Raw genomic sequence first — 25,060 nt, forward strand, 5'->3', positions numbered from 1 at the left:
GCCTCCCCCCCGCCGCGGTGCTCGCGGGGGCGCCGGGGGGGGGCCCCGGGGGGGCGCGCCCCCCCCCCCCCCCCCCGCCCCCCCCCCCGCGGGGGGCGCCCCCCCCCCCCCGCGGCGGCCCCCCCCCCGGCCGCACCCGAAACCACCCCACGACCAGTGAAGGAGGCGGGCCGCCGTGACGGTCGCCGTACAGACCACGCTCGCACCGGCCGTGCCCCGGACGCTCGCCCGGAGCGTCACCGCCGTCCGCCACCTCGCCCGCGGCGCCCTGCTCAGCCTGGCCGCACTGCTGCTGGGCAGCACCGCCCAGCTGCTGGTGCTCAGCGGCGTCCAGCAACACAACGCCCAGCACGCCGCGTTCGACGAGCTGCGCTCCCAACTCGCCCTGGGCACCGCCCCGGTGGCCCAGACCGACCAGCAGGGCAGGCTGCTCGCGCCCGGCACCCCGGTCGCCCTCGTCGACGTACCCGAGCTGGGCCTCACCCAGGTCGTGCTGGAGGGCACCGACTCCTCGGTGCTGACCGACGGCCCCGGACACCGCCGGGACACACCGATGCCCGGGCAGTCCGGCACCAGCGTGCTGATGGGCCGGGCGGCCGCGTACGGCGGCCCTTTCGGGCACCTGGCCGAGCTGACGGCCGGGGACACGTTCACCGTGACCACCGGCCAGGGCAAGGCGCGCTACCGGGTCACCGACGTCCGCCGGGCCGGCGATCCGGCACCCGCGCCCCTGCCCCCCGGCAAGGGCCGTCTGGTGCTGGTCACGGCCACCGGTCCCCGTTTCATGCCGAGCGGCGTGCTGCGCGTCGACGCCGACCTGGTCTCGGCACCGTTCCAGACCCCGGCCGCGGTGATCCGCTCCGGCACCCTGCCCGGCTCCGAGGAGCCGCTGGCCCGGCCCTCCGGGGTGCCGTGGCCGCTGGTGATGTGGCTGCAGGCGCTGCTGCTCGCGGCGGTCGCCGCGGTGTGGACCTGGCACCGCTGGGGCCGCCACCAGACGTGGCTGGTCTTCGCCCCGGTCCTCGCGGTGCTCGGCCTTCAGGTCGCCACCCGCACCACCGAACTCCTCCCGAACCTGCTGTAGCCCACACCGAGCCCTCTGTCACCGAGGTGGCCCCCATGACCGACACCGCCGTACTCCCCGCGACCGACGCCCCGTCCGCCCGGCCGGCCACCCTGGAGGCCCGCGCGGTCTCGGCCTGGTTCGGCAGCCACCAGGTGCTCAGCCGGGTCTCGCTGACCATGCCGGCGGGCCGGGTGACCGCCCTGATCGGCCCCTCCGGCTGCGGGAAGTCCACGTTCCTGCGCACCCTGAACCGCATGCACGAGCTGATCCCCGGGGCGGCCTTCGGCGGCGAGGTGCTCTTCGACGGCGAGGACGTCTACGCCCCCGAGCGCCGGCTCACCGACGCCCGGCGAAGCATCGGCATGGTCTTCCAGAAGCCGAACCCGTTCCCGGCGATGTCGATCTACGACAACGTGGTGGCGGGCCTGAAACTGACCGGCACCCGCGTCAGCCGCCGCGAGAAGGACGAGCTGGTCGAGGAGTCCCTGACCCGGGCCGGCCTGTGGAAGGAGGTCGGCGACCGCCTGCGGCAGCCCGGCGGCGCGCTCTCCGGCGGCCAGCAGCAGCGCCTGTGCATCGCCCGCGCCCTCGCCGTACGCCCCCGGGTCCTGCTCATGGACGAGCCGTGCTCGGCGCTCGACCCGACCTCCACCCGCCGCGTCGAGGAGACGATCCAGGACCTGCGGGACGAGGTCACGATCGTGATCGTCACCCACAACATGCAGCAGGCCGCGCGCGTCTCCGACCAGTGCGCCTTCTTCCTCGCCGAACAGGGCACGCCCGGCGGGATCGTCGAGCACGGCCCCACGGAGCAGATGTTCGAATCCCCGGCGGACGCGCGCACGGCGGACTACGTGGCGGGCCGCTTCGGCTGATCCGCCTGCCGCGCGAACCCGATCTCCCCGGACACACCCGCACACCGGCCCCGGAGTGACAGCCGACACACGGCGCGGCGCCGTCTGGACGTCCTCGGCGTCTAACCGGCGGACCCTACGTATTGTAGGTTCCCAACCGGCCGGCGGTCGCAGGGCTGTTCATTCGTCTGTTCATCGGGGGATCCATGCGGGACACGGAAACGGAGGCCGGCGGCGAGGTCTGTGTGCGCAGTCTGGCGCCGACGCTGGCCCTGCTGGTCGTCAGTCTTCTCGTCGCCGCCGTCGGTGTGTACGAGCTGTGCGGGTTCGGGCTGCACAGCCTCGACCGGCGGCCGCATCTGTTCAGCGACGGACTCGCGACCGGCGGGGTGATCGTCGCCGCCGTCGCGGCCGGCGCGGCGGTGGGCAACCTGGCCTGGCATCTGGCGGCGGCCCGGCGGGACCGGGGAGCGCCCGGGTGACGGGGCGGAGGAAGGACCGGGGAAGCGCCGGGTAAGAGGCGCGGTACGGGGAGGGCCGGGTAAGAGCGGTTGTCGGTACGCTCCTCTCCGAACACCGCCCCAGCCGGGCTGCCCTACAGACTGTAGGGTCAACGTGGCCCCGACCGGGGTCGCCCCGTCCCCTCCCCTCCCCCAAGGTGACCAGTCACCATGCCCGCTCAGCAGCAGACCCTGCCCTCCCCACAGCTCCCCGCACAGCGCGGCGCGCGCCGCGTGCCGCAGCTGCCCGTGCCCGGCCCCCGCCTGCGCGCGCGGGCGGCGACGGCCACCGTGTGGTACCTGCGGCTGATCGCCGTCTTCAACATCATCGCGGTCATGTCGCTGCCGTTCCGCAAAGAGGTGCAGGAACACAACGACGGCAAGCTCTTCACCGCCCGCCACGTCCACGCGCACACGCACCACGCCGGCCAGTTCTTCACCCCGTACCTGGCCACCGCCGGCCTGGCCTCGGCCGCGGCGGCGATCTTCCTGGCGCTGGTGATGCGACGCGGGAAGCGGGCCGCGTGGGTGGTCAACCTGCTGTGCGCGGGTCCCCTGTTCGTGCTCTACGTCCTCGCGCTCACCCAGCACCCGTTCCGCGACCACGCCTTCAACTGGGTCTCCACCGCCCTCACCGGCCTCTTCGTGGCCGCGCTGCTGATCGGCCGCCGTGAGTTCAACGCCATCGGCGACCCCTCCAACCCGAAGCTCGCGCTGGCCGTCGGCGCCGGCGGGATCCTGGTGACCGGCTGCCTCGGCACGCTGCTCGTGCACGCCACCAACAAGCTGCCCCACGCCCCCTGGGGCGAAGAGCTCGCCTACACCCTGCTGCGCGGCATCAGCGTCGGCCCGCTCGCCGACCGGGTCGACTCCGTGCACGCGCCCCGCTGGGCCGACATCATCATCAACCTGCTGCTCGCCGCGGCCTTCTGCCTGGTCCTGTACGCCTGCTTCCGCTCCCCGCGCGGCCGCAAGCTGCTCACCGAGGAGGACGAGTCCCGGCTGCGCGCCCTGCTCGACAAGCACGGCGCGCGCGACTCCCTCGGCTACTTCGCGCTGCGCCGCGACAAGGCCGCCATCTTCTCCCCCACCGGCAAGGCGGCCGTCACCTACCGCGTCGTCGGCGCGGTCTCCCTCGCCTCCGGCGACCCGATCGGCGACCCCGAGGCCTGGCCGGGCGCCATCGACGCCTGGCTCACCGAGGCCCGCCGGCACGCCTGGACCCCGGCCGTCATGGGCGCGAGCGAGGAGGCCGGCACCATCTACGCCCGGCACGGCCTGGACGCGCTGGAGCTGGGCGACGAGGCGATCGTGGACATCGCGGACTTCACCCTCGAAGGCCGGGCGATGCGCGTGGTCCGCCAGGCCCACAACCGGGTCAAGCGGGCCGGCTACACGGTCCGCATCCGCCGCCACGAGGACATCCCCGCCGACGAGATGGCGCTGCTCGTCGAGTGCGCCGACCGCTGGCGCGACGGCGCCACCGAGCGCGGCTTCTCCATGGCCCTCGGCCGGCTCGGCGACCCGGTGGACGGCCGCTGCGTGATGCTTGAGTGCCGCGACGCCGACGACGAGCCGCGCGCCCTGCTCAGCTTCGTCCCCTGGGGCGAGCAGGGCCTGTCCCTGGACCTGATGCGCCGGGACCGCGACTGCGAGAACGGCCTGATGGAGTACATGGTCGTGGAGCTGTTGCTGCGCGCCAAGGAGCTGGACATCCAGCGGGTGTCGCTGAACTTCGCGATGTTCCGCTCGGTCTTCGAGCGCGGCGCCCGCCTGGGCGCGGGCCCGGTCCTGCGCCTGTGGCGCTCCACCCTCACCTTCTTCTCACGCTGGTGGCAGATCGAGTCCCTCTACCGCGCCAACGCCAAGTACCGCCCGGTGTGGGAACCGCGTTTCCTGCTCTTCGCCAAGAGCAGCGACATCCCGAGGATCGGCCTGGCGAGCGCCCGGGCGGAGGGCTTCCTCACGCTGCCGGGGATGGGCGGACGGAAGTCCTGAGCCGGAGCGGGCCGCTCACTTCACCCCGACCGTCCGCAGCGCCGTCACCACCACGGACCGCGCCACACCGACCACGTCCCGCACCGACACCCACTCCCGCGGACTGTGCGCCACCCGCACGTCCCCCGGCCCGTACTGCAGGGCCGGTATCCCGGCCGCCGTGTACAGCCGCAGGTCACTGCCGTACGGCGCCCCGCGCTCACGCGGCCGGGAGCCGCCGTTCGCGTCGGCGCAGGCATCGGCCACGGTCCGCCGCAGCGGGTGCCCGTCCGTCAGCCGCCCGCTCGCGAACTGCCCGCCGGTCCAGGCGACTTGAGCCGGATGCCCCCGCAACCAGGGGTCACCGGCGCACGCCTTCGCCACCCACTGCTCGAACTCCCGCCGCGCCGCGTCGGGTTCCTCCCCGATCCGCACCCCGAGCCGCCCCTCCGCGACCAGCAGGTCCGGCACGCTGCTGGCCCAGTCACCGGCCCGCAGCGTGCCGACGGACAGGGCGTACGGGATCGGGTACTCGGCCATCAGCGGGGACGGGTCCTGGTTGCGCGCGGCCTCCAGTTCCCCGAGCGCCCGGTGCAGCGGCAGATACGCGTCGATCGCGCTGACCCCCGCGTCCCGCGAGCTCGCGTGGGCCGCCTCGCCGGGCACGGTGAGGCGGAAGGTGAGGGCGCCGGCGTTGGCGGTGACGAGGGTGTCCGCCGTCGGCTCGGTGATCACGCAGGCGTCCCCGGTGTGCCCGCGCCGCAGCGTCCCGAAGGCCCCGAGCCCGCCGTCCTCCTCCCCCACGACGAAGTGCAGGGCGATCCGCCCGCGCAGCCGTACTCCGGCCGCCCGGATCGCGGCGAGCGCGGCGAGATGGGCGACGAGCCCGGCCTTCATGTCACAGGCCCCACGCCCGTGCACGCGGTCACCCCCGACGACCCTCGGCACGAACGGATCCCCGTCCCACGCGGCCGGATCCCCGGGCGGTACGACGTCCACGTGCCCCTGAAGGATCAGCGTCGGCCCGTCACCACCGTCGGCCGTGTACCCGACCAGCCCCCAGGCCTCGTCCCGGGCGGCCTCCGTCCCCGGAAACGCGGGATCCGCGCGCAGGGCGGGCAGATCCATGGACCACAGATCGACGTCCAGCCCGAGCCGCTCCAGCCGTCCGGCGAGCAGGTGCTGGATCTCCGACTCGGCCGCGGACCCGGTCACGCTCGGCACGGAGATCAGTTCCAGCAGCATCCGTCCGACGGCGGCCTCGTCCACGCACGCGAGAGCAGCGGCCTCCACCTCGGCGAGCATCCTGCGGCCTCCCCCTCCTGAAGTCCGGCCTCGATCATCGCCCCGGACCGGGCCTCTGGAACAGCCCGCGGCAGCGGCCTACCCGGCGGACGAGGGCCCGAGGTCCGGCACGGTCACGGAGTCGGTGACGGACTCGACGGAGTAGGACTCGCCGGCGCCGGCCCGCCACCCGGGGTCGTAGGCGCAGGATGTGCCGGCGCCGCCGCTGAAGTACTGCCGGTCCGGGAACCAGGTGAAGGACATCCGCTCGTCGCCGTCCCGGCGGACGTGGAGCGACCATTCGGCGCCCTTCCCGCCCTCGCGGTACGACGTGACCTCCCAGCCCTCGTCCCGCAGCCGCCGGTGCAGTCTGCGCAGGCCGGGGACGGCCTGGCCGGCGGGCACACGGTCCAGCGCCCAGTCGTGGTACAGCCGGTAGGCGCCGTCGACGGTCTTGTCCTCGAGTCCCAGCGGGCCTCCGTCGTAGCAGTACTCGGCGTCGAGCGTGTTCTCCGGGCTGACGCCGACCCGCTCGACGCCCGGCGGCACGGTCCGGGTGAACCCGATGATGTCGTAGGCCTCCTGGGAGCGTCTGAAGACCCGGTCCGCCATGTCGTTCGGCGCCATGCGGGGGTAGTCCGTCGCCCCGCACGCGTTCAGGGCGAGCGTTCCGACGAGGGCGAGTACGAGGGCGAGCGCGACGCCACCGCACCCGAGGGATCCGAAGACGACGAGGCGGGCCGCGGTACCGGTGGCGCCGGACGCTGTGCTCTTCTCGGGCATACGGGGACGCTATGCGGGCGCGGGGGCCCGGCGGATGAGGGCCGCTACCTGTGAACCGGTAGGTACGGCTACTCACTCGGCCCGGTGCTCACCCGCCGACCGTGAAACCGATCACCGCTCCGCCGCCCTCCCGCCGGAAGGCGAACGGCGCTCCGCCATGGGCCATGGCGACCTCCCGGACGATGGACAGTCCCAGCCCCGACCCCGGCAGGGACCGCGCGTCCGCGGCCCGGTAGAAGCGGTCGAAGATCCGGATCAGGTCGCCCTCGGCGATGCCCGGCCCCCGGTCCAGGACCTCCACCCGCACGGTCCCCGGCCGCGCCGGCCCGGTGATGCTGACCTCGATCGGCGCCTTCCCGCCCCGGTCGAACTTCGCCGCGTTCTCCACCAGGTTCGACACGGCCCGCTGCAGCATCCCGGGCCGCCCGTCGGTCGTCGTGTCACCGCTGGCGCGCAGCACGATCTCGCGCCCGGTACGGCGCTTGGCGAGCCCCACGACGTCCTCGGCGATGTCGGCGAGGTCCACCCGCTGCGGCGGCTCGGTGTCGGACTGCCCCGCGGCGAGGTCGACGAGCTCGTTGACCAGGTCGGTCAGCTCCCGGGCCTCCTGGGTGAGATCGGCGACCAGTTCCTCCCGGGTGGCGGGGGGCAGTTCGTCGATGCGGCGCAGGAGGGAGATGTTGGTGCGCAGGGAGGTCAGCGGCGTACGCAGCTCGTGCCCCGCGTCCTGCACCAGCCGCCGCTGGTCCTCCTCGGACTGCGCGAGCCGGCCCAGCATCCGGTCGAAGGCGCGGCCGAGGCGCCCCACCTCGTCCAGCCCGGCCACCGGCACCTCGATGCCCAGCTGGCGGGTGCGGGCCACGTCCTCAGCGGCTGAGGTGAGGATCACCAGGCGCCGGGTGATCCGGCGGGCCAGCCACCAGCCGAACAGACCGGCCGCCACCACGACCGCCGACATCAGGATCAGCGTCCGCTGCTGCAGCGTGCGCAGCAGGTCCTCGGTGTCGCTGAACTCCTGCGCGACCTGCACCGCGCCCCGTCCGTCGCCGAGCGAGACGGTGGCGATGCGGAACAGGTCCTCGTCCACCCGTACGTCCTTGTGCTCGACGACCTTCCCGGCCGTCGTCGCGAGCGCCATGGCCTTGTCCCGGGAGGTGACGGGCAGGCTCGGGTTGCCGTGGTCCACGATCTGGCCCTGCGCGCCCAGCACCTGCACATCGGTGCGGGCGGGCCGGACCAGGTCGTGCCCGGGGCGGGAGGAGGAGAAGTCGTCGGGGACCATCTCGTGCTGCCGCACCTCGCCCTGCACGTCCTGCACGACCTGCGTGAACACCGACTGCTGGTCGACCCGGACCAGCCGCGCGGCGCTGCCGTACGACAGGATGCCGACGAGGATCGTGACGGCGGCGGTGACGGCCGCGAAGGAGACGGCGAAAGTGGTGCGCAGGGAGACCAGCTTGGGCCGGCCGGGGGTCGGCAGCCGCCGCAGGCGGCCCACCTAGTCCTCCCGGAGCACGTAACCCACGCCCCGCACCGTGTGGATCAGCTGCGGGGCGCCGGGCTCGTCGAGCTTGCGGCGCAGGTAGCCGACGTAGACGGCGAGGTTCTTCGAGCCGGGCCCGAAGTCGTAGCCCCAGATGCGGTCGTAGATCGTGGAGTGGTCGAGCACGATGCCCGCGTTGCGCACGAGCAGTTCCAGCAGCTCGAACTCGGTGCGGGTCAGCTCCAGCTCGCGCTTGCCGCGCCAGGCCCGGCGGGCCTGCAGGTCCATGCGGATGCCGGCGGCCTCGATCTGCCGGTCGGAGAGCTGGGGCTCCCGGCCGCCGTTCTCCCCGGCGCCGGCGCCGGTGCCGGCCGGCACCGGGCTGGTGCGGCGGAGCAGGGCGCGCAGCCGGGCGAAGACCTCCTCGACGTCGAACGGCTTGACCACGTAGTCGTCGGCGCCTGCGTCCAGGCCCGCGATGCGGTCGGCGGTCTCCACGAGGGCGGTGAGCATGAGGATCGGGGTGCGGTCGCCCTCGGCGCGCAGCACCCGGCAGACCTGGAGGCCGTCGATCCCCGGCATCATCACGTCGAGCAGGAGAATGTCCGGCGGCGTCTTGTGGGCCTGCGCCAGCGCCTCGACGCCGTCGGCCACCGCCGTCACCTCATACCCTTCCAGGGTCAGGGCACGCTCCAGGGCATGGCGGATGGCACGGTCGTCTTCGGCGAGCAGCACAGTCTGGGGCACGCACCCAGTCTGCCAAGGCCTTCGGCGGTTCGGCCGGGGCGAGCGGACGTACGATCACCCTTTTTACCCCTCTCTCACCGTCACACGGGCAACCCGGCCCCTGGATCTACCGTCTTCTCACCGTCACGGGGAGACGTGCGGGCGGGCGCCCTCCCCTCACCCGCCGGACGCGCCGAGTCTCGCCAGCTGCTCCTCGAAGGGCACGACGACCTGGAGACCGCGCGAGGCGTCCGCCTCGGCTCCGCCCGGGGTACGCGCCACGAGGCCGGCCGAGGTGTCCGCCGCGGCCGCCGACAGCCCGGTCATCAGGCCGGCCAGCTCCCGCGCCGCCCGCTCGATCCGCCCCGCCAGTCCCTCCTCGCCCCAGTCCTCCGACGCGGCGTACACACCCGTCGGCACGACGACGGCCCGCAGGTAGGCGAACAGCGGCCGCAGGGCGTGCTCCAGCACCAGGGAGTGCCGGGCCGTACCCCCGGTCGCCGCGATCAGCACCGGCTTGCCGACCAGCGCCTCCTTGTCCAGCACGTCGAAGAACGACTTGAAGAGCCCGCTGTAGGACGCGCTGAACACGGGTGTGACGACGATCAGCCCGTCGGCCCCCGCCACCGCGTCCTGCGCGGCGGCGAGCGCCTTCCCGGCGAACCCGTTGGTGAAGTTGTGCGCGATCTCGACGGCGAGGTCCCGCAGCTCGATCACCTCCACGTCCGTCTCCGTCCGGCTCGCCACCGCGGTGGCGAGCCGGTCGCCGAGCAGCCGGGTGGAGGAGGGGACGCTCAGTCCCGCGGACACGACGACGAGCCTCATGCGGCGGTCTCCTTCTGTGCGGCGGCGAGCAGGGACCGGTGGGTCGGCGCGTCCGGCACGTCCGCGGGGCGGCCGTTCGCGAACTCCTTGCGCAGCACGGGCACGACCTCCTCGCCGAGCATGTCGATCTGCTCCAGCACGGTCTTCAGCGGCAGCCCGGCGTGGTCCACCAGGAACAGCTGGCGCTGGTAGTCACCGGCGTACTCCCGGAAGGACAGGGTCTTCTCGATGACCTGCTCCGGGGTGCCGACGGTCAGCGGGGTCTGGTCGGTGAAGTCCTCCAGGGAGGGCCCGTGGCCGTAGACCGGCGCGTTGTCGAAGTACGGCCGGAACTCGCGCACCGCGTCCTGCGAGTTCTTCCGCATGAACACCTGGCCGCCGAGGCCGACGATCGCCTGCTCGGGCGTGCCGTGCCCGTAGTGCGCGAACCGGGCCCGGTACAGCTCGACCATCCGCTTGGTGTGGTCGGCCGGCCAGAAGATGTTGTTGTGGAAGAAGCCGTCGCCGTAGTAGGCCGCCTGCTCGGCGATCTCGGGCGAGCGGATGGAGCCGTGCCAGACGAAGGGCGGGACGCCGTCCAGCGGGCGCGGGGTGGAGGTGAAGCCCTGCAGCGGGGTGCGGAACTTGCCCTCCCAGTCCACGACGTCCTCGCGCCACAGCCGGCGCAGCAGGGCGTAGTTCTCGATGGCGAGGTTGATGCCCTGCCGGATGTCCTGTCCGAACCAGGGGTAGACCGGCCCGGTGTTGCCGCGGCCCATCATCAGGTCGACGCGCCCGTCGGCCAGGTGCTGGAGCATCGCGAAGTCCTCCGCGATCTTCACCGGGTCGTTGGTGGTGATCAGGGTGGTGGAGGTGGAGAGGATCAGCTTCTCCGTCCGCGCTGCCACGTAGCCGAGCATCGTGGTCGGGGACGACGGCACGAACGGCGGGTTGTGGTGCTCGCCGGTGGCGAAGACGTCCAGGCCGACCTCCTCGGCCTTGAGCGCGATGGCGACCATGGCCTTGATCCGCTCGCGCTCGGTCGGCGTACGCCCCGTGGTGGGGTCCGGCGTGACATCGCCGACCGTGAAGATCCCGAACTGCATGGTCGCTCACCCTCCAAGTCGTTTAGGGTTCAACTATATCCGCTGAACCGCCACCCCGGCGGAGTTATTCCGGTCACCTCGCGGTCCGTCACCGCAGAGCAGGTCCGCCCCATCCGGGGTCAGGGGACCAGAACCAGCCGCCCCCGCACCCCGCCCTCCGCGAGCCGCGCATGCGCCTTGGCCGCCTCCTCCAGGGCGTACGTCCGAGCCACCCGCAGGGTCAGCACCCCCTCGTCCACCAGCCGGACCAGCTCCCCGAGCTGCGCGCCGTCGGCCCGCACCCACACGTTCTCCATGCGCACCCCCCGCTCCGCCTCCGGCAGCGCCCCGTCACGGACCGCGACGAACGCGCCCCCGTCCCGCACCCACGCGAGCGCGGGTGCCCCGAGCACGGCGGCGTCCAGTACCGCGTCCACGCTCCCCGGCTCGGCCCCGCCGGCCGTGAAGTGGGCGGCGCCCAGGGACCGCACCAGCTCCTCGTCGTCCGCCCGGGCGTGCCCGGTCACCTCGATCCCCCGGTGCGCGGCCAGCTGCACCGCGAACCCGCCGACCGCACCCGCGGCCCCGGTCACCAGCAGCCGGTCGCCCGGCGCGAGGTCCAGCAGGTCCAGGGCCTGCAGCGCGGTCAGTCCGTTCAGCGGCAGGGTGCCCGCGTGCGCCGCGTCCACCGAGGCGGGCGCCACGGCCACGGCCCCAGCGTCCACGACGACGTACTCGGCATGAGCACCCAGCGGATCCGCGACCCCCGGCACCAGCGCCACCACCGGATCGCCGGCCTCCCAGGAGGCGGGGCCGCCCACCGCGTCCACCGTGCCGGCCACGTCCCAGCCGAGCCCGAGGGTCTTGCCGGCCCCTCCGAAGACACCGGCGCGCACGGCCGCGTCCACCGGGTTCAGCGCGCTCGCGGCCACCTTGATCCGCACCTGCCGCGCTCCCGGCTCCGGCACCGCGACGTCCGCGATCTCCACGCTCTCCGGCCCGCCGAACGCCCTCACCACAGCAGCACGCATGACAACTCTCCCCACATTCAAAGCAGTTGATGACTCCGCGACACCTCTCCGGCCGCAGCACCAACCGTAGGAGAGCTACTATCCATCGGTAAGTAGTTACCTGAGAGTGCGTAGCTGTCCCGAAGGGAAGGGCCCATGGCGACCATGACCGCCGCCCAGCGCCGCGAGCGGGCCCGCGCCGACTACGACGCCTTCCTGCGCGAATGCCCCACCAACCAGCTCCTCGGCCGGCTCAGCGACAAGTGGGTCAGCCTCGTCGTCGCCGCCCTGGCCACGGGTCCCCTGCGCTACAGCGACCTCGGCCGCAAGATCGCCGGCGTCAGCCCCAAGATGCTCACCCAGACGCTGCGCACCCTCGAACGGGACGGCATCATCAGCCGCACGGTCACCCCGTCCGTCCCCGTCCGCGTCGACTACGAGCTCACCCCGCTCGGCGCCGGCCTCGCCGGCCTGCTGACGGCCGTGAAGGACTGGGCCGAGACCCACTTCGAGGAGGTACGAGCGGCCCGCGAGCGCTACGACGCGGAGAACCCCGCCTGATCCGCCGATCCCCTGATCAGGGGGCTTCAGAAGGCGTACGCGTCCCCGGTGTCCAGGACCAGCACCTTCGTCCGGTCGTTCGTGCGGTCCCTGTCCGCGGCGCCGCCGCCCCACGCCGTGTCGATCTCCACGGTGACCTCCGACGGCTTCTCCTTCAGCCGCACCGGCACGTCCAGTTGCTCACCCACCCCGTTCGCGGCCAGCGCGCCCGTCCCGCACAGCACCGTCCGCTCGTCCTCCCGGACACAGCGCGCGGGCAGCCGCTGCTCCTCGGCCAACGCCACCGACCAGCGCAGTCGCACGGTCGCGTCGGGCAGGGCGGACGGACCGTCGTTGTGCGGGGTCAGCTTCACCTCCACCCTGTCGCCGTTCATCACGGCGGTCCCGTGAAAGGCGAGGTCGGCCTCGAGCCCGGCCGCCGGGGCGGCCACGGCGGCCCCCGCCCCCAGAACCACACCGGCCAAGGTCCCCGCCGCACCCCAGGTCCACTTCCGCACGCCGCTCACCACTCCACGCTCGCGATCCGACTGGCGTAGGGATGTATGCCACGGGGACCTCGGCGAAAGGCGCCCTCCAACAGGTGACAGGCGGCCCGTGAACGCCGCTCGCCCTGCGTGCCAAGCTGCTGCCCATGTCGATCCTCCGCTCCGCCGCCCTGTTCGTCGTCGCCGCCGTCTTCGAGATCGGCGGCGCCTGGCTGATCTGGCAGGGCGTACGCGAGCACCGGGGCTGGCTGTGGATGACCGGCGGGGTCCTGGCCCTCGGCGCCTACGGCTTCGTCGCCACCTTCCAGCCGGACGCCCACTTCGGCCGCATCCTGGCCGCGTACGGGGGCATCTTCGTCGCGGGCTCACTGCTGTGGGGCGCGGTCGCGGACGGCTACCGCCCGGACCGCTACGACATCGTGGGCGCGCTGGTCTGCTTGGCCGGTATGGCCGTGATCATGTGGGCCCCGAGGAACGGCGCCTGAGCCTCACTTAGGCTGGACGGAGCCTTTAGCCACCAGACCCCGAGGAGCTGCCCATGGCCCCCGCCTCCCGCATCGCCGTCGTCACCGGTGCGAGCAGCGGCATCGGCGCCGCCACGGCCCGGCAGCTCGCCGAGGCCGGCTACCGCGTCGTCCTCACCGCCCGCCGCAAGGACCGTATCGAGGCGCTCGCGGAGGAGCTGACCAAGGTGGGCCACTCGGCGGTGGCCTACCAGCTGGACGTCACCGACCGCGCGGCCGTCGACGAGTTCGCGACGGCCTTCCAGACCATCGGCGTCCTGGTCAACAACGCGGGCGGCGCCCTCGGCGCGGACCCCGTGGCCACCGGCGACCCGGCGGACTGGCGCACGATGTACGAGACGAACGTCATCGGCACCCTGAACCTCACCCAGGCCCTGCTGCCGAAGCTGGTGGCGAGCGGCGACGGCGTGATCGTGGTCGTCTCCTCCACTGCCGGCCACGGCACGTACGAGGGCGGCGGTGGCTATGTCGCCGCCAAGCACGGCGCCCACGTCCTCGCCGAGACCCTCCGCCTGGAGATCGTCGGCCAGCCGGTCCGCGTCATCGAGATCGCCCCCGGCATGGTCAAGACGGAGGAGTTCGCCCTGACCCGCTTCGCCGGCGACGAGACGAAGGCGGCCAAGGTGTACGAGGGCGTGGCCGAACCCCTCACCGCGGACGACGTGGCGGAGACGATCACCTGGGCGGTCACCCGTCCCAGCCACGTCAACGTGGACCTCCTCGTCCTGCGGCCCCGCGCCCAGGCCTCCAACACCAAGGTCCACCGGGAGCCGTGATGCCCGAAGAAACCACCGAGGTCCCCGGCTCCCCGGACGACCTGGAGCAACGCCGCCTGGCCCAGGAGACCAAGGACGAACGCAAGGTCTGGTACTTCCTGGGCTACTTCCTCTTCGGCATCCACATCGTGGCCTTCGTGATGATCTACGCGGTACGCCACGCGAAGTGAGCCGCCCTGCCCAGGGCGGTTCCTACAGGCGGGTGGTCAGCAGCAGGGTGCCGTCCGCGGCGTGGACACGGACGGTGGGCTTGGCGGTGGCGAGGCCCGGTGCGGACGTCTCCGCGCAGTAGGCGACCCAGCCCGGGGCGCCGGGCAGGGTGTACAACCGGGCCCGCAGCGTCCGGCCGCCGACCACCAGGGTGATCTTGGCCGGGGTCTTTGGGCCGCGGTAGACCCCGGCCCAGACGGTGCCCGAGCCGGTACCCCGCGCCGCGCCGCCGACGTGCCCGGGGGGCGTGTCCGCGACCAGGACGGTGTCCGGGGCGGAGGCGGGACGACCGGCGCCCACCAGGAACACGCCCCGACCGGTCAGCCACAGGGACGTGCCCGAGGGGGTCGTGACCTTCTCGCCGGGCGTCACCGTTTCGGCCCGCGCGGAGGCGCCCGCCGAGGCCGTGCCGCCGGGCCTGACAGGCGAGGTGTCACCGGACCGGACGGCCAGGAGGCACACGGGGGCGAGGAGCGCCGCGGCCACGGCCAGGCCTGCGGCGCGACGCCGGCGCCGCAGGGCACGTCCCTGCCGGACCACCGCTGCCACGGGAGGCGGACTGACAGGGATCCGGGAGGCGGCCTGACGCAGCGCCTGGGCCAAGGCGTCGTCGTCGGTGTTCATAGGCCGTCCTTTGCTGTCGAGCTGATGGGTGCACAAGGCGGGAGCGGGACGGCGGTGCGGCCGGTCAGCTCGGCCAGCAAGCCATCCTGGCGCAGCCTGGCCAGCGCGCGGGAGAGCTGGCTGCGCACCGTGCTTTCCCGGGTGCCCAGTGCCTTCGCCACCTGGGCGTGGGTCATGTCCTCGAAGAAGTGCAGTACCACCGCCGTCCGCTGTCGGGCCGGCAGCTGTCCCAGCGCCTGCACCAGGGCCTCGCGTTGATCCCTCGACGTCTCGGGGGAGGGCGCCGCGGTGTCCGGCAGGTGCGCGGTGAGCCATTCGCGGACCCGGCTGCGGCGGAACTGGTCCGCATGGCAGCGGATCATGATCCGGCGCACGTAGGCGGCCGGGTCGCTGCTGTCGCGCACTCGGTGCCACTTCACGAAGGCTCTGGCCAGCGCGGTCTGCGCGAGGTCCTCGGCGCTGTGGTGGCCCCCGGTGAGCAGGTAGGCGGTGCGGACCAGGGCCGGCCAGCGGGCGGCCATGAAGTCCTGGAACTCGTCGTCGATGGAGCTGGTCAATTGGTCCTTGCCCGAGATCGGCGTACAGCCCGGCGAGCAGGCGGCCGCCGCCCGGGGTGGGGGCGGCCGCTTGTTCCGCTAGCTCTCGACGGTGATGACCGGCTTGTCCGCGCCGACCTTGTGCGTGTCGAACACGTAGAAGGCGCCCCAGCCGGGCTTGCCCGCCAGCGTGGCCACCTGGGCGTCCAGGGAACGGTCGCCCAGCTTGATGGTGACCTTCGTGGAGGCGGAGACCGGGCCCCGGTAGATTCCCGCCCACAGGGTGCCGGAAGCGTCCCCGCGAGCCACGGTGGTGACCTTGCCCGGCGCGACGTCGGCGACCCGGATCAGCTCCGGCCGGTCGGAGCCTGAGGACTTCGGCGCCACGATGGACAGCCCCTCCGGGGTCAGCCACAGCGTGTCACCGCTGGCGGTGAGCTTCTGGCCCGGCTGGACCGTCTGCACGCCGTCGGCCGACGCCTGCACCGCCTTGGCGACCGTGGCCGCGTGCGCCGGGGACGCCTTGGCCGGCGCGTTCGCAGCAGCAGCCGCCACCCCGGCACCCGTCGCCAGCAGCGCGGCCGCGACCACCGCCACCAGCGAGGTCCGCCCGCGGTTCCGCTTGTGCACACCAAAAGACGTCACAACAACTCCCCTGCATCCGAAAGGCGTTGCTCCACCCCAGAAGGCGGAGCGGACGAGCCCTCGTGCCCATCCACCCCCCAGACGGGCCCCCGCCGGCCAAACGCTGCTCCGGCCGCTCGGCGATTCCCTGTGACGCCGCTCACACATGACACCTGCCGCCGGGCACCCCACGCCTCCCGGCCGTCCCACGCCCGGTGCGGACCGGCGCCCGGCGGATCGACGAGGCGATCGCCACCGAGCCCCCCGCCGCCGACAAGCGCGGCAGCCACTTCCACTTCCTGCGCCCCGAGGGCGAGCCGGCGCTGACGCCGCCTCTGATCGGCAGCCCAGCCTTCGCCCTCTCGCCGAGGAACCGGCCGGGGCGGGGACGCTGCAGGCCCCTGGCAGGTTCGGATCGCGCCGAACATCCCGCCGTACCCACACCGTCCCGGCCTTCCCCACATCGATACCGGCAACCCCGAGCCGGCCGGCGGACCGGTCCGCGGCACGTTCACGCTCCCGGCCGGCGTCCTGATGTCCGACCGGCCCGCGCGGAACTCCGGCAACCTCCGGGTCTGGCCGGGCACGCAATCAGGGTCCACGGATGCGCCGCGCCCACCCGCCGATCGACCTGCCCGAGCCCGAGCGCTTCCGGATCAGCGCACGGGACCACGCGTCCCGTCGAAGCGAGTTCCTCCAGGACCCGTGGCTCGACTACGAGCCGATCAGGTCCCGGCCGGCGGGCCCCTAGCCCTTCACGCAGACGACCTGCTTCAGCTTGGCCACGACCTGCACCAGGTCCCGCTGCTGGTCGATGACCTGGTCGATGGACTTGTAGGCGCCCGGGATCTCGTCCACGACGCCGGAGTCCTTGCGGCACTCCACGCCCCGGGTCTGCTCCTCCAAGTCCTTCGTCGAGAAGCGCCTCTTGGCGGCGTTGCGGCTCATCCGCCGACCCGCGCCGTGCGAGGCCGAGTTGAAGGCCTTCTCGTTGCCGAGGCCCTTCACGATGTACGACCCCGTGCCCATGGAGCCCGGGATGATCCCGTACTCGCCGGAGCCCGCCCGGATCGCGCCCTTGCGGGTCACGAGCAGGTCCACGCCCTCGTACCGCTCCTCGGCGACATAGTTGTGGTGGCAGGAGATCTCCGGCTCGAAGGCCGGCTTGGCCTTCTTGAACTCCTTGCGGATGACGTCCTTCAGGAGGGCCATCATCAGCGTGCGGTTGTACTTGGCGTACTCCTGCGCCCAGAACAGGTCGTTTCGGTAGGCCGCCATCTGCGGGGTGTCCGCGACGAAGACGGCGAGGTCGCGGTCGACCAGACCCTGGTTGTGCGGGAGGTTCTGGGCCACGCCGATGTGGTGCTCGGCGAGTTCCTTTCCGATGTTGCGGGAGCCGGAGTGGAGCATCAGCCAGACGGCACCGTCTTCACTCGTGCAGACTTCGACGAAGTGGTTGCCCGCCCCAAGTGTCCCCATCTGTCCGACCGCTCGGCCCTTACGGAAGTGAACCGACTCGGCCACCCCGTCGAACCGCCCCCAGAAGTCGTCCCATCCGGCCGTGGCCAGCCCGTGGAAGTCCCCCGGCTCCACGGGATCCTCATGCATCCCCCGCCCCACCGGAATCGCCTGCTCGATCTTCGACCGCAGCCGCGACAGGTCCCCCGGCAGGTCGTTCGCCGTCAGGGACGTCTTCACCGCCGACATCCCGCACCCGATGTCCACCCCGACCGCCGCCGGGCACACCGCGCCCCGCATGGCGATGACGGAGCCGACCGTCGCGCCCTTGCCGTAGTGCACGTCCGGCATCACGGCCAGGCCCTTGATCCAGGGCAGGGTCGCCACGTTCTGGAGCTGACGCAGGGCCACGTCCTCGACCGTCGCGGGGTCGGTCCACATCCGGATCGGGATCTTCGCGCCCGGCATCTCCACGTACGACATAGGTTCCTCATTCCCCCGAAAACGACAACAAAGGCTTACACAAGGCTTATAAGCAGCAAAGCGAAAAAGCAGCACCGACGCCGGTGAAAAGGGACAAGGGACCGGCGGCCACGGCAGCGCGTGCGATACACATTGTCTCCAGGGGACGCCCCGCTGCGGCAAACGAATAACCAGCGGGGACACTGGAGCACCGAGCGAGCGCACACCCGAGAGGAGCCCGACCGTGCAGCGGAAGGCGTACGTAACCGGCACCGCCGCCCTCCTCGCGGCGCTGCTGGCCGGCTGCACCAGCGGCTCGGGCGGCGACAGCCCCACGGACAACGCCAATCCGGGCGCCGCCGACACCGCCTCGGCCGTCGCCCAGCCCGGCAAGTACCGCACGCTGCCCGAACCCTGCGGCGCGGTCGGCCACGACAGCCTCGACTCGCTGCTGCCCGGCATCAAGCAGATCACCGACCCCGATCAGCGGGACAAGGCCTACCAGGGCCAGGCCGCGCTCACCTACGACACCGAGCGCAAGGTCGGCTGCCACTGGAAGGTGGAGTCCGCCGACGCCACCGACCGTCTCTCGGTCGACTTCGAGCGCGTGGTGTCGTACGACAACACGGTCAGCGACGACGACCAGGCGAAGACGCTGTTCGAGGGCAAGGAGACGGCCGCCGACCTCCCCGCGCCGAGCTCCTCGCCGGCGAGCGGGGCGAGCGGGACGGCCGCGCCGGCGCCGACGTCCTCGCCCTCGTCCAGTGGCTCCCCGTCGTCCTCCGCGAGCGGCGACGCCTCTCCCTCCGGATCCCCGTCCGGGTCGCCCTCCGGCTCCCCCTCCGGTTCCGCCGCGGCCGATCTGCGGCCGCGGGTGCTGTCCGATCTCGGTGACGAGGCGTATATCGACGACCAGCTCGGTTCGTCCGGTTCGACCGCCGAACAGCGGACGGTGACTGTGGTGTTCCGCACGTCCAACGTCGTCGTCACCATCGTGTACGAGGAGCAGCCGACGGCCGTCGGAACGGTCCCGGACAGCAAGGAAATGCAGGACAGGGCCCGTAATCTGGCCTCTCAACTGGACGGCGCGCTGGGCGGTTGACGGCCGGGCGAGCCGCTCACCGCGCCGCACGCAAAGCACCCGAACCGAAACCGCACAGCTCCTTCACCGCGTACCGTGGGCCCCCGCAGGAACCCGCACGATCACCGAGCGTCATGAGTGAAGGAACCATGCAGCGAGCAGCCCAGCAAGACGACCGTGCCCAGCGACAGACGCGTGGCAAGCGCCTGAGCCGTGTTCTTGTCTGCGCGGCAGCCGTGCCGGCGGTGCTGATCACCGCCGCCTGTTCGTCGGACTCGGGCGACTCCAAGGGCAAGAGCACGGACAGCAGCACGCAGCAGTCCGCGGGCGGCGGCACCAAGCCCTCGGCGAGCGCGTCCCCCACCGTGCAGGCGGCCGCGTACAAGAAGCTGCCGGACGCGTGTGCTGTGTTGTCGAAGAAGACCCTGACGAACCTCACCCCGAAGGACACCTCGGGCAAGAAGGGCAGTTCGGACGATCCGTCGTCGCGTGCCTCCTGCTCCTGGAGCAGCCTGGACAACAACGGCGTGAAGGGATCGCAGTTCCGGTGGCTGAACGTGTCCCTGCTCCGTTTCGACTCGGACACCACGCGCGGTGCCGGTGACACCCAGGCCCACTCGTACTTCGGGCAGCAGGTCAAGGACGCCGAGTCGGTGGCCGGCGCGAAGAACACCAAGCAGATCCCGCTGTCCGGCACGGGCGCGGAGGCGACGGTCGTGCGCTACGACCTGAAGAAGAAGGAAGGTCTGTTCAAGCAACAGACGGTGGTCGCGCGGGTCGAGAACGTGGTCGTCACGCTCGACTACAACGGCGCCGGCCTCGCGGGCGAGAAGACCCCGGACGCCGAGGAGCTGACGAAGGCCGCGGAGAGCGCGATCAAGGAAGTGGTCGGGGCGGTGTCGTCCGCCAACGGCGGCTCGTCGTCGGCCGGTTCCGCCTCGACGGCCCCGTCGAAGCCGGCTTCCCCGTCGAAGTCCTCCGGCTCCCCGTCCAAGTCGGCCTCTTCCAGCGCTTCTCCGTCCAAGTCGGCCGCGAAGAAGAGCTGACGGAGGGCCGGAAGCCCTGACCGGTACCACGTCCGCCGTTGGCGTGTGCCACCCTGTTGCGCGCAACAACTGGCAAGGGGAGGGGAGTACGCGTGGCCGCGCCACTGAAGCTGACTCGGATACACCGCGTTCTCATCGGCGTGGTCGTGACCGGCGCCTTGATCATCGCCGGAATCGGCTTCGCCGGTTCCTACGCGGCCGTCCGTGAGCTGGCCATCAAGAAGGGCTTCGGGAACTTCTCCTATGTCTTTCCGGTGGGCATCGACGCGGGCATCTGTGTCCTGCTGGCCCTGGACCTGCTGCTGACCTGGATCCGTATCCCCTTCCCGCTGCTTCGCCAGACGGCGTGGCTGCTGACGGCGGCGACGATCGCGTTCAACGGCGCCGCCGCCTGGCCGGACCCGCTGGGCGTCGGCATGCACGCGGTGATCCCGGTGCTGTTCGTGGTCGCGGTGGAGGCGGCCCGGCACGCGATCGGCCGGATCGCCGACATCACGGCGGACAAGCACATGGAGGGCGTCCGCCTGACCCGCTGGCTCCTCTCCCCCGTCCCCACCTTCCTCCTCTGGCGCCGGATGAAGCTGTGGGAGCTGCGCTCCTACGACCAGGTCATCAAGCTGGAGCAGGAACGTCTCGTCTACCAGGCCCGGCTCCGTTCCCGCTTCGGGCGCGCATGGCGCAGGAAGGCCCCGGTGGAATCCCTGATGCCGCTGCGCCTGGCCCGGTACGGCGTGCCGCTGGCGGAGACGGCACCGGCGGGCCTGGCGGCGGCGGGCATCGAACCGGTCCTGCTGCAGGCCGCCCCGCAGCAGCCACAGCTCACGGCGAACTCCATGGCCGAGGGCGGTCGCGGCGTCGGCGCGGCGCCCATCCCGATGCAGGCGGCGCCTCCTGGCGAGCAGCGCCCGCAGGAGCCCCCGGCGGACGACGAGAGCCCCTGGTTCCAGACCCCGCGCCAGGTCGACTACCACGGCGGGTACGACCCCACGTACGACCCGATGATGCAGGAACCCCAGTACGCCCCGGACGAGCAGTACGAGGAGTGGTACGAGGAGCAGCAGCCGGAGGACTTCCAGCAGCCCTCCCCGGAGGAGACCGGCAGCTTCCCCATCCCGGTGGGCCCGAACCGCACCCGCGAACTCGGCGAGGGCGGCGGCACCCCGGAACCGGACCCGACCGAGGACGACTACTACCAGGTCTTCCGCAAGTCGATCGACGGCAGCTTCCCCACCCCGCACCAGTTCGGCGAGGCCGTCGAGGCGACGTACGGCCTCACGCTCCCCCCGCGTGACGCCGACCGTATGGTCAAGCGCTTCACCAACCGCTTCAACGCGGAACTGGAAGAGAACCACATCGCGTGACGGCAGGAAAAAGGGGGCCCTCCACACCGGAGGGCCCCCTTTTTCTCACGCGCTTTCCCGCGGGCTCCTACTCCCCGAGCAGCCGCCGCACCCGCTCCTGGCCCACCGCGAGCAGCAGCGTGGGCAGTCGCGGCCCGGTGTCCCGCCCGACGAGCAGGTGGTACAGCAGGGCGAAGAAGGACCGCTGAGCCGTCTTGATCTCGGCCGGCAGCTCCTTCGGCGTGGCGTCGGCCGGGAACCCGGCCTGCACCTTGGGCACGCCGTACACGAGGTGGGTCAGCCCGTCGAGCGACCAGTGCTCGGCGAGCCCGTCGAGCAGCAGCCGCACCGACTGCTGGGAGGCCTCGTCGAGGGACTTCAGCAGCTCGGCGTCGGGCTCGTCGCGCACGATGGTCCGCTGGTCGGCGGGGACGTGCGTATTGATCCAGGCCTCGGCCCGGTCGTACCGCGGCCGTGCCTCGTCCAGGGACGCCAGCGGCTGCTCCGGGTCCAGCTCGGAGAGGATCCGCAGTGCCTGGTCCTCGTGCCCGGCGGTGATGTCGGCGACGGACGCCAGCGTGCGGTACGGCAGCGGGCGCGGCGTCTTCGGCAGCTCACCGCCGGCCGTGCCGACCGCGCGCGTGTACGCGGCCACGTCGCCCGGCAGCGCGGAACCGTCGGCGACCTTCGCCGCCAGCTTGTCCCACTCGTCGTACAGCCGCTGGATCTCCTGGTCGAAGGCGATCTTGAAGGACTGGTTGGGCTTGCGGCGGGCGTAGAGCCAGCGCAGGATCTGCGGCTCCATGATCTTCAGCGCGTCGGCGGGGGTCGGGACCCCGCCCCGCGAGGACGACATCTTCGCCATGCCGGAGATACCCACGAACGCGTACATGGGGCCGATCGGCTGCTTGCCGCCGAAGATCCCGACGATCTGCCCGCCGACCTGGAAGGAGGAGCCCGGCGAGGAGTGGTCGACACCGCTCGGCTCGAAGACGACGCCCTCGTACGCCCAGCGCATCGGCCAGTCGACCTTCCAGACCAGCTTGCCGCGGTTGAACTCGCTGAGCCGGACGGTCTCGGCGAAGCCGCACGCGGTGCAGGTGTAGGCCAGCTCGGTGGAGTCGTCGTCGTAGGAGGTGACGGTCGTCAGGTCCTTCTCGCAGTTGCCGCAGTACGGCTTGTACGGGAAGTAGCCGGCGGAGCCGGAGCTGCCGTCGTCCTCGGACGCGGCGCCCGAGCCCTCCTCGGCCTCCAGCTCGGCCTCGTCGACGGCCTTCTGCTGCTGCTTCTTCGGGGCCTTCTTCGTGCGGTACTGGGCGAGGATCGCGTCGATGTCACCGCGGTGCCTCATGGCGTGCAGGATCTGCTCGCGGTAGGCGCCGGAGGTGTACTGCGCGGTCTGGCTGATCCCGTCGAACTCGACGCCCAGCTCGGCCAGCGAGGCGGTCATCGCGGCCTTGAAGTGCTCGGCCCAGTTCGGGTACGACGATCCGCGCGGCGCCGGCACCGAGGTCAGCGGCTTGCCGATGTGCTCGGCCCAGGTCTCGTCGATGCCCGCGACACCCGCCGGGACCTTCCGGTACCGGTCATAGTCGTCCCAGGAGATCAGGTGCCGGACCTGGTACCCGCGGCGGCGGATCTCGTCGGCGACCAGGTGCGGGGTCATGACCTCGCGCAGGTTGCCGAGGTGGATCGGACCCGACGGCGAGAGTCCGGACGCGACGACGACCGGTTTGCCCGGGGCCCGGCGCTCCGACTCCTCGATGACCTCATCCGCGAAACGGGAGACCCAGTCGGTGGTCTCGGTGCTCAGAGCCACGATCGGCACGTCCTTCTTTCTGAACGGGGTGGCACTCCGTCTGATCGGGGTGACACTCCATTCTCACAGACCGGGATGCGACGGCGAAAACGGCTTTACCTGCCATGGGATACTGGCTGGGACTATCCATCCACGAGGAGAACGGCACCCATTCCTATGGCCTCGGTCACGTCCCTCAGCGACAACGTCCAGCAGCACCTCGCGTCCGCCCTCTCGGCCACCCTGCCGGAGGCCGCCGGCGCGGACCCGCTGCTGCGACGAAGCGACCGGGCCGACTTCCAGGCCAACGGGATCCTGGCCCTGGCCAAGAAGGCGAAGGCGAACCCGCGGGAGCTGGCGACGCAGGTCGTCTCCCACGTGGTGACGGGTGACGAGCTGATCAAGGACGTCGAGGTCTCCGGCCCCGGCTTCCTGAACGTCAGGATCGCGGACCGGGCGATCACCGCGAACCTGGCCGCGCGGTACGCGGACGAGACGGGCCGCCTCGGCGTGCCGACCGCCGCGCAGCCGGGCACGACGGTGATCGACTACGCGCAGCCGAACGTGGCGAAGGAGATGCACGTAGGCCATCTGCGGTCGGCGGTGATCGGCGACTCGGTGGTCCAGCTCCTCGAGTTCACCGGCGAGAACGTGGTCCGCCGCCACCACATCGGCGACTGGGGCACCCAGTTCGGCATGCTCATCCAGTACCTGGACGAGCACCCGCACGAGCTGGACCACAAGGAGGCCCAGGTCACCGGTGAGGAGGCGATGTCGAACCTCGACCGCCTCTACAAGGCCGCGCGGAAGCTCTTCGACTCCGACGAGGAGTTCAAGACGCGGGCCCGCCGCCGGGTGGTCGACCTCCAGGCCGGCGACCCGCACACGCTCGCCATGTGGCAGAAGTTCGTGGACGAGTCGAAGATCTACTTCTTCTCCGTCTTCGAGAAGCTGGACATGGAGATCCGCGACCCCGACATCGTCGGCGAGTCCGGCTACAACGACATGCTCGCGGAGACCTGCCGCCTCCTGGAGGAGTCGGGCGTCGCGGTCCGCAGCGAGGGCGCCCTGTGCGTCTTCTTCGACGACATCAAGGGCCCGGACGGCAACCCGGTCCCGCTGATCGTCCAGAAGTCGGACGGCGGCTACGGCTACGCGGCCACCGACCTCTCCGCGATCCGCGACCGCGTCTTCAACCTCAAGGCGAACACGCTCCTGTACGTGGTGGACGCCCGCCAGGCCCTGCACTTCAAGATGGTCTTCGAGACGGCGCGCCGGGCCGGCTGGCTGAACGAGGACGTCACCGCCTTCCAGCTGGCCTTCGGCACGGTCCTCGGCAAGGACGGCAAGCCGTTCAAGACGCGTGAGGGCGAGACCGTCCGCCTGGTCGACCTCCTCGACGAGGCGATCGACCGCGCCTCGGCCGTCGTACGGGAGAAGGCCCAGGACCTGTCCGAGGAGGAGATCGCCGAGCGGGGAGCCCAGGTGGGCATCGGCGCGGTGAAGTACGCGGACCTGTCGACGTCGGCGAACCGGGACTACAAGTTCGACCTGGACCAGATGGTCTCGCTCAACGGCGACACGAGCGTGTATCTGCAGTACGCCTACGCCCGCATCCAGTCCATCCTCCGCAAGGCCGGCGAGACCCGCCCGGCCGCGCACCCGGAGCTGGAACTGACGGAGGCCGAGCGCGCCCTGGGCCTGCACGCCGACGCCTTCGCCGAGACGGTGACGGAGGCGGCGGCGGAGTACGCCCCGCACAAGCTGGCGGCCTACCTCTACCAGCTGGCGTCCCTGTACACGACCTTCTACGACAAGTGCCCGGTCCTGAAGGCCGAGACGCCGGCCCAGGTGGAGAACCGCCTCTTCCTGTGCGACATCACGGCCCGCACCCTGCACCGGGGCATGGCCCTGCTGGGCATCCGGACTCCGGAGAAGCTCTGACCCTCTGACGGGCAGCCCT

At 71.9% G+C, this 25,060-nt stretch carries 26 protein-coding genes; 13 read left to right on the forward strand and 13 right to left on the reverse strand.

Features of this window, described 5'->3' with window-relative positions; genetic code table 11:
* The first annotated feature begins 175 nt into the window (after window positions 1-175).
* From ACIBJF_RS36550 to ACIBJF_RS36565, 4 genes are all read left to right on the forward strand, one after another.
* Window positions 176-1,084, forward strand: a complete 909-nt coding sequence (locus ACIBJF_RS36550; protein ID WP_399180397.1) for a sortase — start codon at window positions 176-178, stop codon at window positions 1,082-1,084.
* A gap of 35 nt (window positions 1,085-1,119) precedes the next feature.
* On the forward strand, window positions 1,120-1,941 hold the full coding sequence (pstB, locus tag ACIBJF_RS36555) for a phosphate ABC transporter ATP-binding protein PstB (protein WP_399180399.1): 822 nt from the start codon (window positions 1,120-1,122) through the stop codon (window positions 1,939-1,941).
* A 185-nt stretch (window positions 1,942-2,126) separates the two neighbouring features.
* Complete coding sequence (locus ACIBJF_RS36560) at window positions 2,127-2,402, forward strand: hypothetical protein (RefSeq protein WP_351802473.1); 276 nt, start codon at window positions 2,127-2,129, stop codon at window positions 2,400-2,402.
* 189 nt (window positions 2,403-2,591) lie between these two features.
* Window positions 2,592-4,418 (forward strand): phosphatidylglycerol lysyltransferase domain-containing protein, encoded by a 1,827-nt coding sequence (locus ACIBJF_RS36565; protein ID WP_399180401.1) that lies wholly within the window; start codon window positions 2,592-2,594, stop codon window positions 4,416-4,418.
* 15 nt (window positions 4,419-4,433) lie between these two features.
* Here the strand turns inward: ACIBJF_RS36565 and ACIBJF_RS36570 are convergent, their stop codons facing one another.
* From ACIBJF_RS36570 to ACIBJF_RS36600, 7 genes are all read right to left on the reverse strand, one after another.
* Window positions 4,434-5,702 carry an ArgE/DapE family deacylase gene (locus ACIBJF_RS36570; RefSeq protein WP_399180403.1) on the reverse strand — a complete coding sequence of 423 codons (1,269 nt, stop codon included), beginning with the start codon at window positions 5,700-5,702 and terminating at the stop codon, window positions 4,434-4,436.
* A 78-nt stretch (window positions 5,703-5,780) separates the two neighbouring features.
* Entirely contained in the window at window positions 5,781-6,464 is a 684-nt protein-coding gene (locus tag ACIBJF_RS36575) for a hypothetical protein (RefSeq protein WP_399180405.1), read from the reverse strand.
* Window positions 6,465-6,552: 88 nt separating this feature from the next.
* Window positions 6,553-7,962, reverse strand: a complete 1,410-nt coding sequence (locus tag ACIBJF_RS36580) for an ATP-binding protein (protein WP_399180407.1) — start codon at window positions 7,960-7,962, stop codon at window positions 6,553-6,555.
* Window positions 7,963-8,694, reverse strand: coding sequence for a response regulator transcription factor (locus ACIBJF_RS36585; protein ID WP_399180409.1), 732 nt, complete (start codon window positions 8,692-8,694; stop codon window positions 7,963-7,965).
* 156 nt (window positions 8,695-8,850) lie between these two features.
* Entirely contained in the window at window positions 8,851-9,498 is a 648-nt protein-coding gene (locus tag ACIBJF_RS36590) for a CE1759 family FMN reductase (protein WP_399180411.1), read from the reverse strand.
* A complete protein-coding gene (locus ACIBJF_RS36595) occupies window positions 9,495-10,583 on the reverse strand; it encodes an LLM class flavin-dependent oxidoreductase (protein WP_399180413.1) in 1,089 nt (362 codons plus the stop codon). The genes ACIBJF_RS36590 and ACIBJF_RS36595 overlap by 4 nt, the downstream gene beginning before the upstream one ends.
* A gap of 119 nt (window positions 10,584-10,702) precedes the next feature.
* Window positions 10,703-11,593, reverse strand: a complete 891-nt coding sequence (locus ACIBJF_RS36600) for an NADP-dependent oxidoreductase (RefSeq protein ID WP_399180415.1) — start codon at window positions 11,591-11,593, stop codon at window positions 10,703-10,705.
* 135 nt (window positions 11,594-11,728) lie between these two features.
* On the opposite strand from ACIBJF_RS36600, the gene ACIBJF_RS36605 reads away from it, so the two are divergent.
* The gene (locus tag ACIBJF_RS36605; protein WP_399180417.1) at window positions 11,729-12,133 is read left to right on the forward strand and encodes a winged helix-turn-helix transcriptional regulator; all 405 of its coding nucleotides are present in this window, start codon (window positions 11,729-11,731) and stop codon (window positions 12,131-12,133) included.
* A 26-nt stretch (window positions 12,134-12,159) separates the two neighbouring features.
* On the opposite strand, the gene ACIBJF_RS36610 is transcribed toward ACIBJF_RS36605, so the two are convergent.
* The gene (locus ACIBJF_RS36610; protein WP_399180419.1) at window positions 12,160-12,639 is read right to left on the reverse strand and encodes a hypothetical protein; all 480 of its coding nucleotides are present in this window, start codon (window positions 12,637-12,639) and stop codon (window positions 12,160-12,162) included.
* A 125-nt stretch (window positions 12,640-12,764) separates the two neighbouring features.
* Here ACIBJF_RS36610 and ACIBJF_RS36615 point away from each other — a divergent pair, with 125 nt between their 5' ends.
* From ACIBJF_RS36615 to ACIBJF_RS36625, 3 genes are read left to right on the forward strand one after another with little or no spacing between them, the layout of a single operon-like run.
* On the forward strand, window positions 12,765-13,103 hold the full coding sequence (locus ACIBJF_RS36615; RefSeq protein ID WP_399180421.1) for a YnfA family protein: 339 nt from the start codon (window positions 12,765-12,767) through the stop codon (window positions 13,101-13,103).
* A gap of 53 nt (window positions 13,104-13,156) precedes the next feature.
* Window positions 13,157-13,918 carry an SDR family NAD(P)-dependent oxidoreductase gene (locus tag ACIBJF_RS36620; protein ID WP_399180423.1) on the forward strand — a complete coding sequence of 254 codons (762 nt, stop codon included), beginning with the start codon at window positions 13,157-13,159 and terminating at the stop codon, window positions 13,916-13,918.
* Window positions 13,918-14,088, forward strand: a complete 171-nt coding sequence (locus ACIBJF_RS36625; RefSeq protein ID WP_399180425.1) for a hypothetical protein — start codon at window positions 13,918-13,920, stop codon at window positions 14,086-14,088. Before ACIBJF_RS36620 ends, ACIBJF_RS36625 begins: the two co-directional genes overlap by 1 nt.
* A 22-nt stretch (window positions 14,089-14,110) precedes the next feature.
* Here the strand turns inward: ACIBJF_RS36625 and ACIBJF_RS36630 are convergent, their stop codons facing one another.
* The 3 genes from ACIBJF_RS36630 to ACIBJF_RS36640 all read right to left on the reverse strand — a co-directional run bounded on the left by ACIBJF_RS36630 (window position 14,111) and on the right by ACIBJF_RS36640 (window position 15,933).
* Window positions 14,111-14,752, reverse strand: a complete 642-nt coding sequence (locus tag ACIBJF_RS36630) for a hypothetical protein (protein WP_399180427.1) — start codon at window positions 14,750-14,752, stop codon at window positions 14,111-14,113.
* Window positions 14,749-15,309, reverse strand: a complete 561-nt coding sequence (locus tag ACIBJF_RS36635) for a SigE family RNA polymerase sigma factor (RefSeq protein WP_399180429.1) — start codon at window positions 15,307-15,309, stop codon at window positions 14,749-14,751. The genes ACIBJF_RS36630 and ACIBJF_RS36635 overlap by 4 nt, the downstream gene beginning before the upstream one ends.
* Before the next feature lie 78 nt (window positions 15,310-15,387).
* Complete coding sequence (locus ACIBJF_RS36640; RefSeq protein ID WP_399180431.1) at window positions 15,388-15,933, reverse strand: hypothetical protein; 546 nt, start codon at window positions 15,931-15,933, stop codon at window positions 15,388-15,390.
* A 583-nt stretch (window positions 15,934-16,516) separates the two neighbouring features.
* On the opposite strand from ACIBJF_RS36640, the gene ACIBJF_RS36645 reads away from it, so the two are divergent.
* Window positions 16,517-16,663 (forward strand): hypothetical protein, encoded by a 147-nt coding sequence (locus ACIBJF_RS36645; RefSeq protein WP_399180433.1) that lies wholly within the window; start codon window positions 16,517-16,519, stop codon window positions 16,661-16,663.
* Here ACIBJF_RS36645 and ACIBJF_RS36650 read toward each other — a convergent pair.
* Window positions 16,660-17,853, reverse strand: a complete 1,194-nt coding sequence (locus tag ACIBJF_RS36650) for an RtcB family protein (protein ID WP_399180435.1) — start codon at window positions 17,851-17,853, stop codon at window positions 16,660-16,662. The two genes, ACIBJF_RS36645 and ACIBJF_RS36650, sit on opposite strands and share 4 nt — an antisense overlap.
* A 223-nt stretch (window positions 17,854-18,076) precedes the next feature.
* On the opposite strand from ACIBJF_RS36650, the gene ACIBJF_RS36655 reads away from it, so the two are divergent.
* The 3 genes from ACIBJF_RS36655 to ACIBJF_RS36665 all read left to right on the forward strand — a co-directional run bounded on the left by ACIBJF_RS36655 (window position 18,077) and on the right by ACIBJF_RS36665 (window position 21,320).
* Window positions 18,077-18,934, forward strand: a complete 858-nt coding sequence (locus tag ACIBJF_RS36655) for a DUF3558 domain-containing protein (protein ID WP_399180437.1) — start codon at window positions 18,077-18,079, stop codon at window positions 18,932-18,934.
* A 128-nt stretch (window positions 18,935-19,062) separates the two neighbouring features.
* A complete protein-coding gene (locus tag ACIBJF_RS36660) occupies window positions 19,063-19,959 on the forward strand; it encodes a DUF3558 family protein (protein ID WP_399180439.1) in 897 nt (298 codons plus the stop codon).
* A 92-nt stretch (window positions 19,960-20,051) separates the two neighbouring features.
* On the forward strand, window positions 20,052-21,320 hold the full coding sequence (locus ACIBJF_RS36665; RefSeq protein WP_399180441.1) for a DUF2637 domain-containing protein: 1,269 nt from the start codon (window positions 20,052-20,054) through the stop codon (window positions 21,318-21,320).
* 67 nt (window positions 21,321-21,387) lie between these two features.
* On the opposite strand, the gene lysS is transcribed toward ACIBJF_RS36665, so the two are convergent.
* Window positions 21,388-23,127, reverse strand: coding sequence for a lysine--tRNA ligase (gene lysS / locus ACIBJF_RS36670; protein ID WP_399180443.1), 1,740 nt, complete (start codon window positions 23,125-23,127; stop codon window positions 21,388-21,390).
* Between the two features lie 147 nt (window positions 23,128-23,274).
* Between lysS and argS the strand changes: the two genes are divergently transcribed.
* Window positions 23,275-25,041, forward strand: a complete 1,767-nt coding sequence (argS, locus tag ACIBJF_RS36675; protein WP_399180444.1) for an arginine--tRNA ligase — start codon at window positions 23,275-23,277, stop codon at window positions 25,039-25,041.
* The last annotated feature ends 19 nt before the right edge of the window (window positions 25,042-25,060 follow it).

This window comes from Streptomyces sp. NPDC050743 (assembly GCF_044456925.1).
Lineage (GTDB): Bacteria > Actinomycetota > Actinomycetes > Streptomycetales > Streptomycetaceae > Streptomyces.

Bases quoted from the DNA above. Each gene is read 5' to 3' on its own strand.
- argS (WP_399180444.1), top strand. From the start codon at position 23,275: ATGGCCTCGGTCACGTCCCTCAGCGACAACGTCCAGCAGCACCTCGCG.
- ACIBJF_RS36605 (WP_399180417.1), top strand. From the start codon at position 11,729: ATGGCGACCATGACCGCCGCCCAGCGCCGCGAGCGGGCCCGCGCCGAC.
- ACIBJF_RS36620 (WP_399180423.1), top strand. From the start codon at position 13,157: ATGGCCCCCGCCTCCCGCATCGCCGTCGTCACCGGTGCGAGCAGCGGC.
- ACIBJF_RS36590 (WP_399180411.1), bottom strand. From the start codon at position 9,498: ATGAGGCTCGTCGTCGTGTCCGCGGGACTGAGCGTCCCCTCCTCCACC.
- ACIBJF_RS36560 (WP_351802473.1), top strand. From the start codon at position 2,127: ATGCGGGACACGGAAACGGAGGCCGGCGGCGAGGTCTGTGTGCGCAGT.
- ACIBJF_RS36650 (WP_399180435.1), bottom strand. From the start codon at position 17,853: ATGTCGTACGTGGAGATGCCGGGCGCGAAGATCCCGATCCGGATGTGG.
- ACIBJF_RS36565 (WP_399180401.1), top strand. From the start codon at position 2,592: ATGCCCGCTCAGCAGCAGACCCTGCCCTCCCCACAGCTCCCCGCACAG.
- ACIBJF_RS36570 (WP_399180403.1), bottom strand. From the start codon at position 5,702: ATGCTCGCCGAGGTGGAGGCCGCTGCTCTCGCGTGCGTGGACGAGGCC.
- ACIBJF_RS36630 (WP_399180427.1), bottom strand. From the start codon at position 14,752: ATGAACACCGACGACGACGCCTTGGCCCAGGCGCTGCGTCAGGCCGCC.
- ACIBJF_RS36615 (WP_399180421.1), top strand. From the start codon at position 12,765: ATGTCGATCCTCCGCTCCGCCGCCCTGTTCGTCGTCGCCGCCGTCTTC.
- ACIBJF_RS36660 (WP_399180439.1), top strand. From the start codon at position 19,063: ATGCAGCGAGCAGCCCAGCAAGACGACCGTGCCCAGCGACAGACGCGT.
- ACIBJF_RS36600 (WP_399180415.1), bottom strand. From the start codon at position 11,593: ATGCGTGCTGCTGTGGTGAGGGCGTTCGGCGGGCCGGAGAGCGTGGAG.
- ACIBJF_RS36595 (WP_399180413.1), bottom strand. From the start codon at position 10,583: ATGCAGTTCGGGATCTTCACGGTCGGCGATGTCACGCCGGACCCCACC.
- ACIBJF_RS36625 (WP_399180425.1), top strand. From the start codon at position 13,918: ATGCCCGAAGAAACCACCGAGGTCCCCGGCTCCCCGGACGACCTGGAG.
- pstB (WP_399180399.1), top strand. From the start codon at position 1,120: ATGACCGACACCGCCGTACTCCCCGCGACCGACGCCCCGTCCGCCCGG.
- ACIBJF_RS36575 (WP_399180405.1), bottom strand. From the start codon at position 6,464: ATGCCCGAGAAGAGCACAGCGTCCGGCGCCACCGGTACCGCGGCCCGC.
- ACIBJF_RS36645 (WP_399180433.1), top strand. From the start codon at position 16,517: ATGCGCCGCGCCCACCCGCCGATCGACCTGCCCGAGCCCGAGCGCTTC.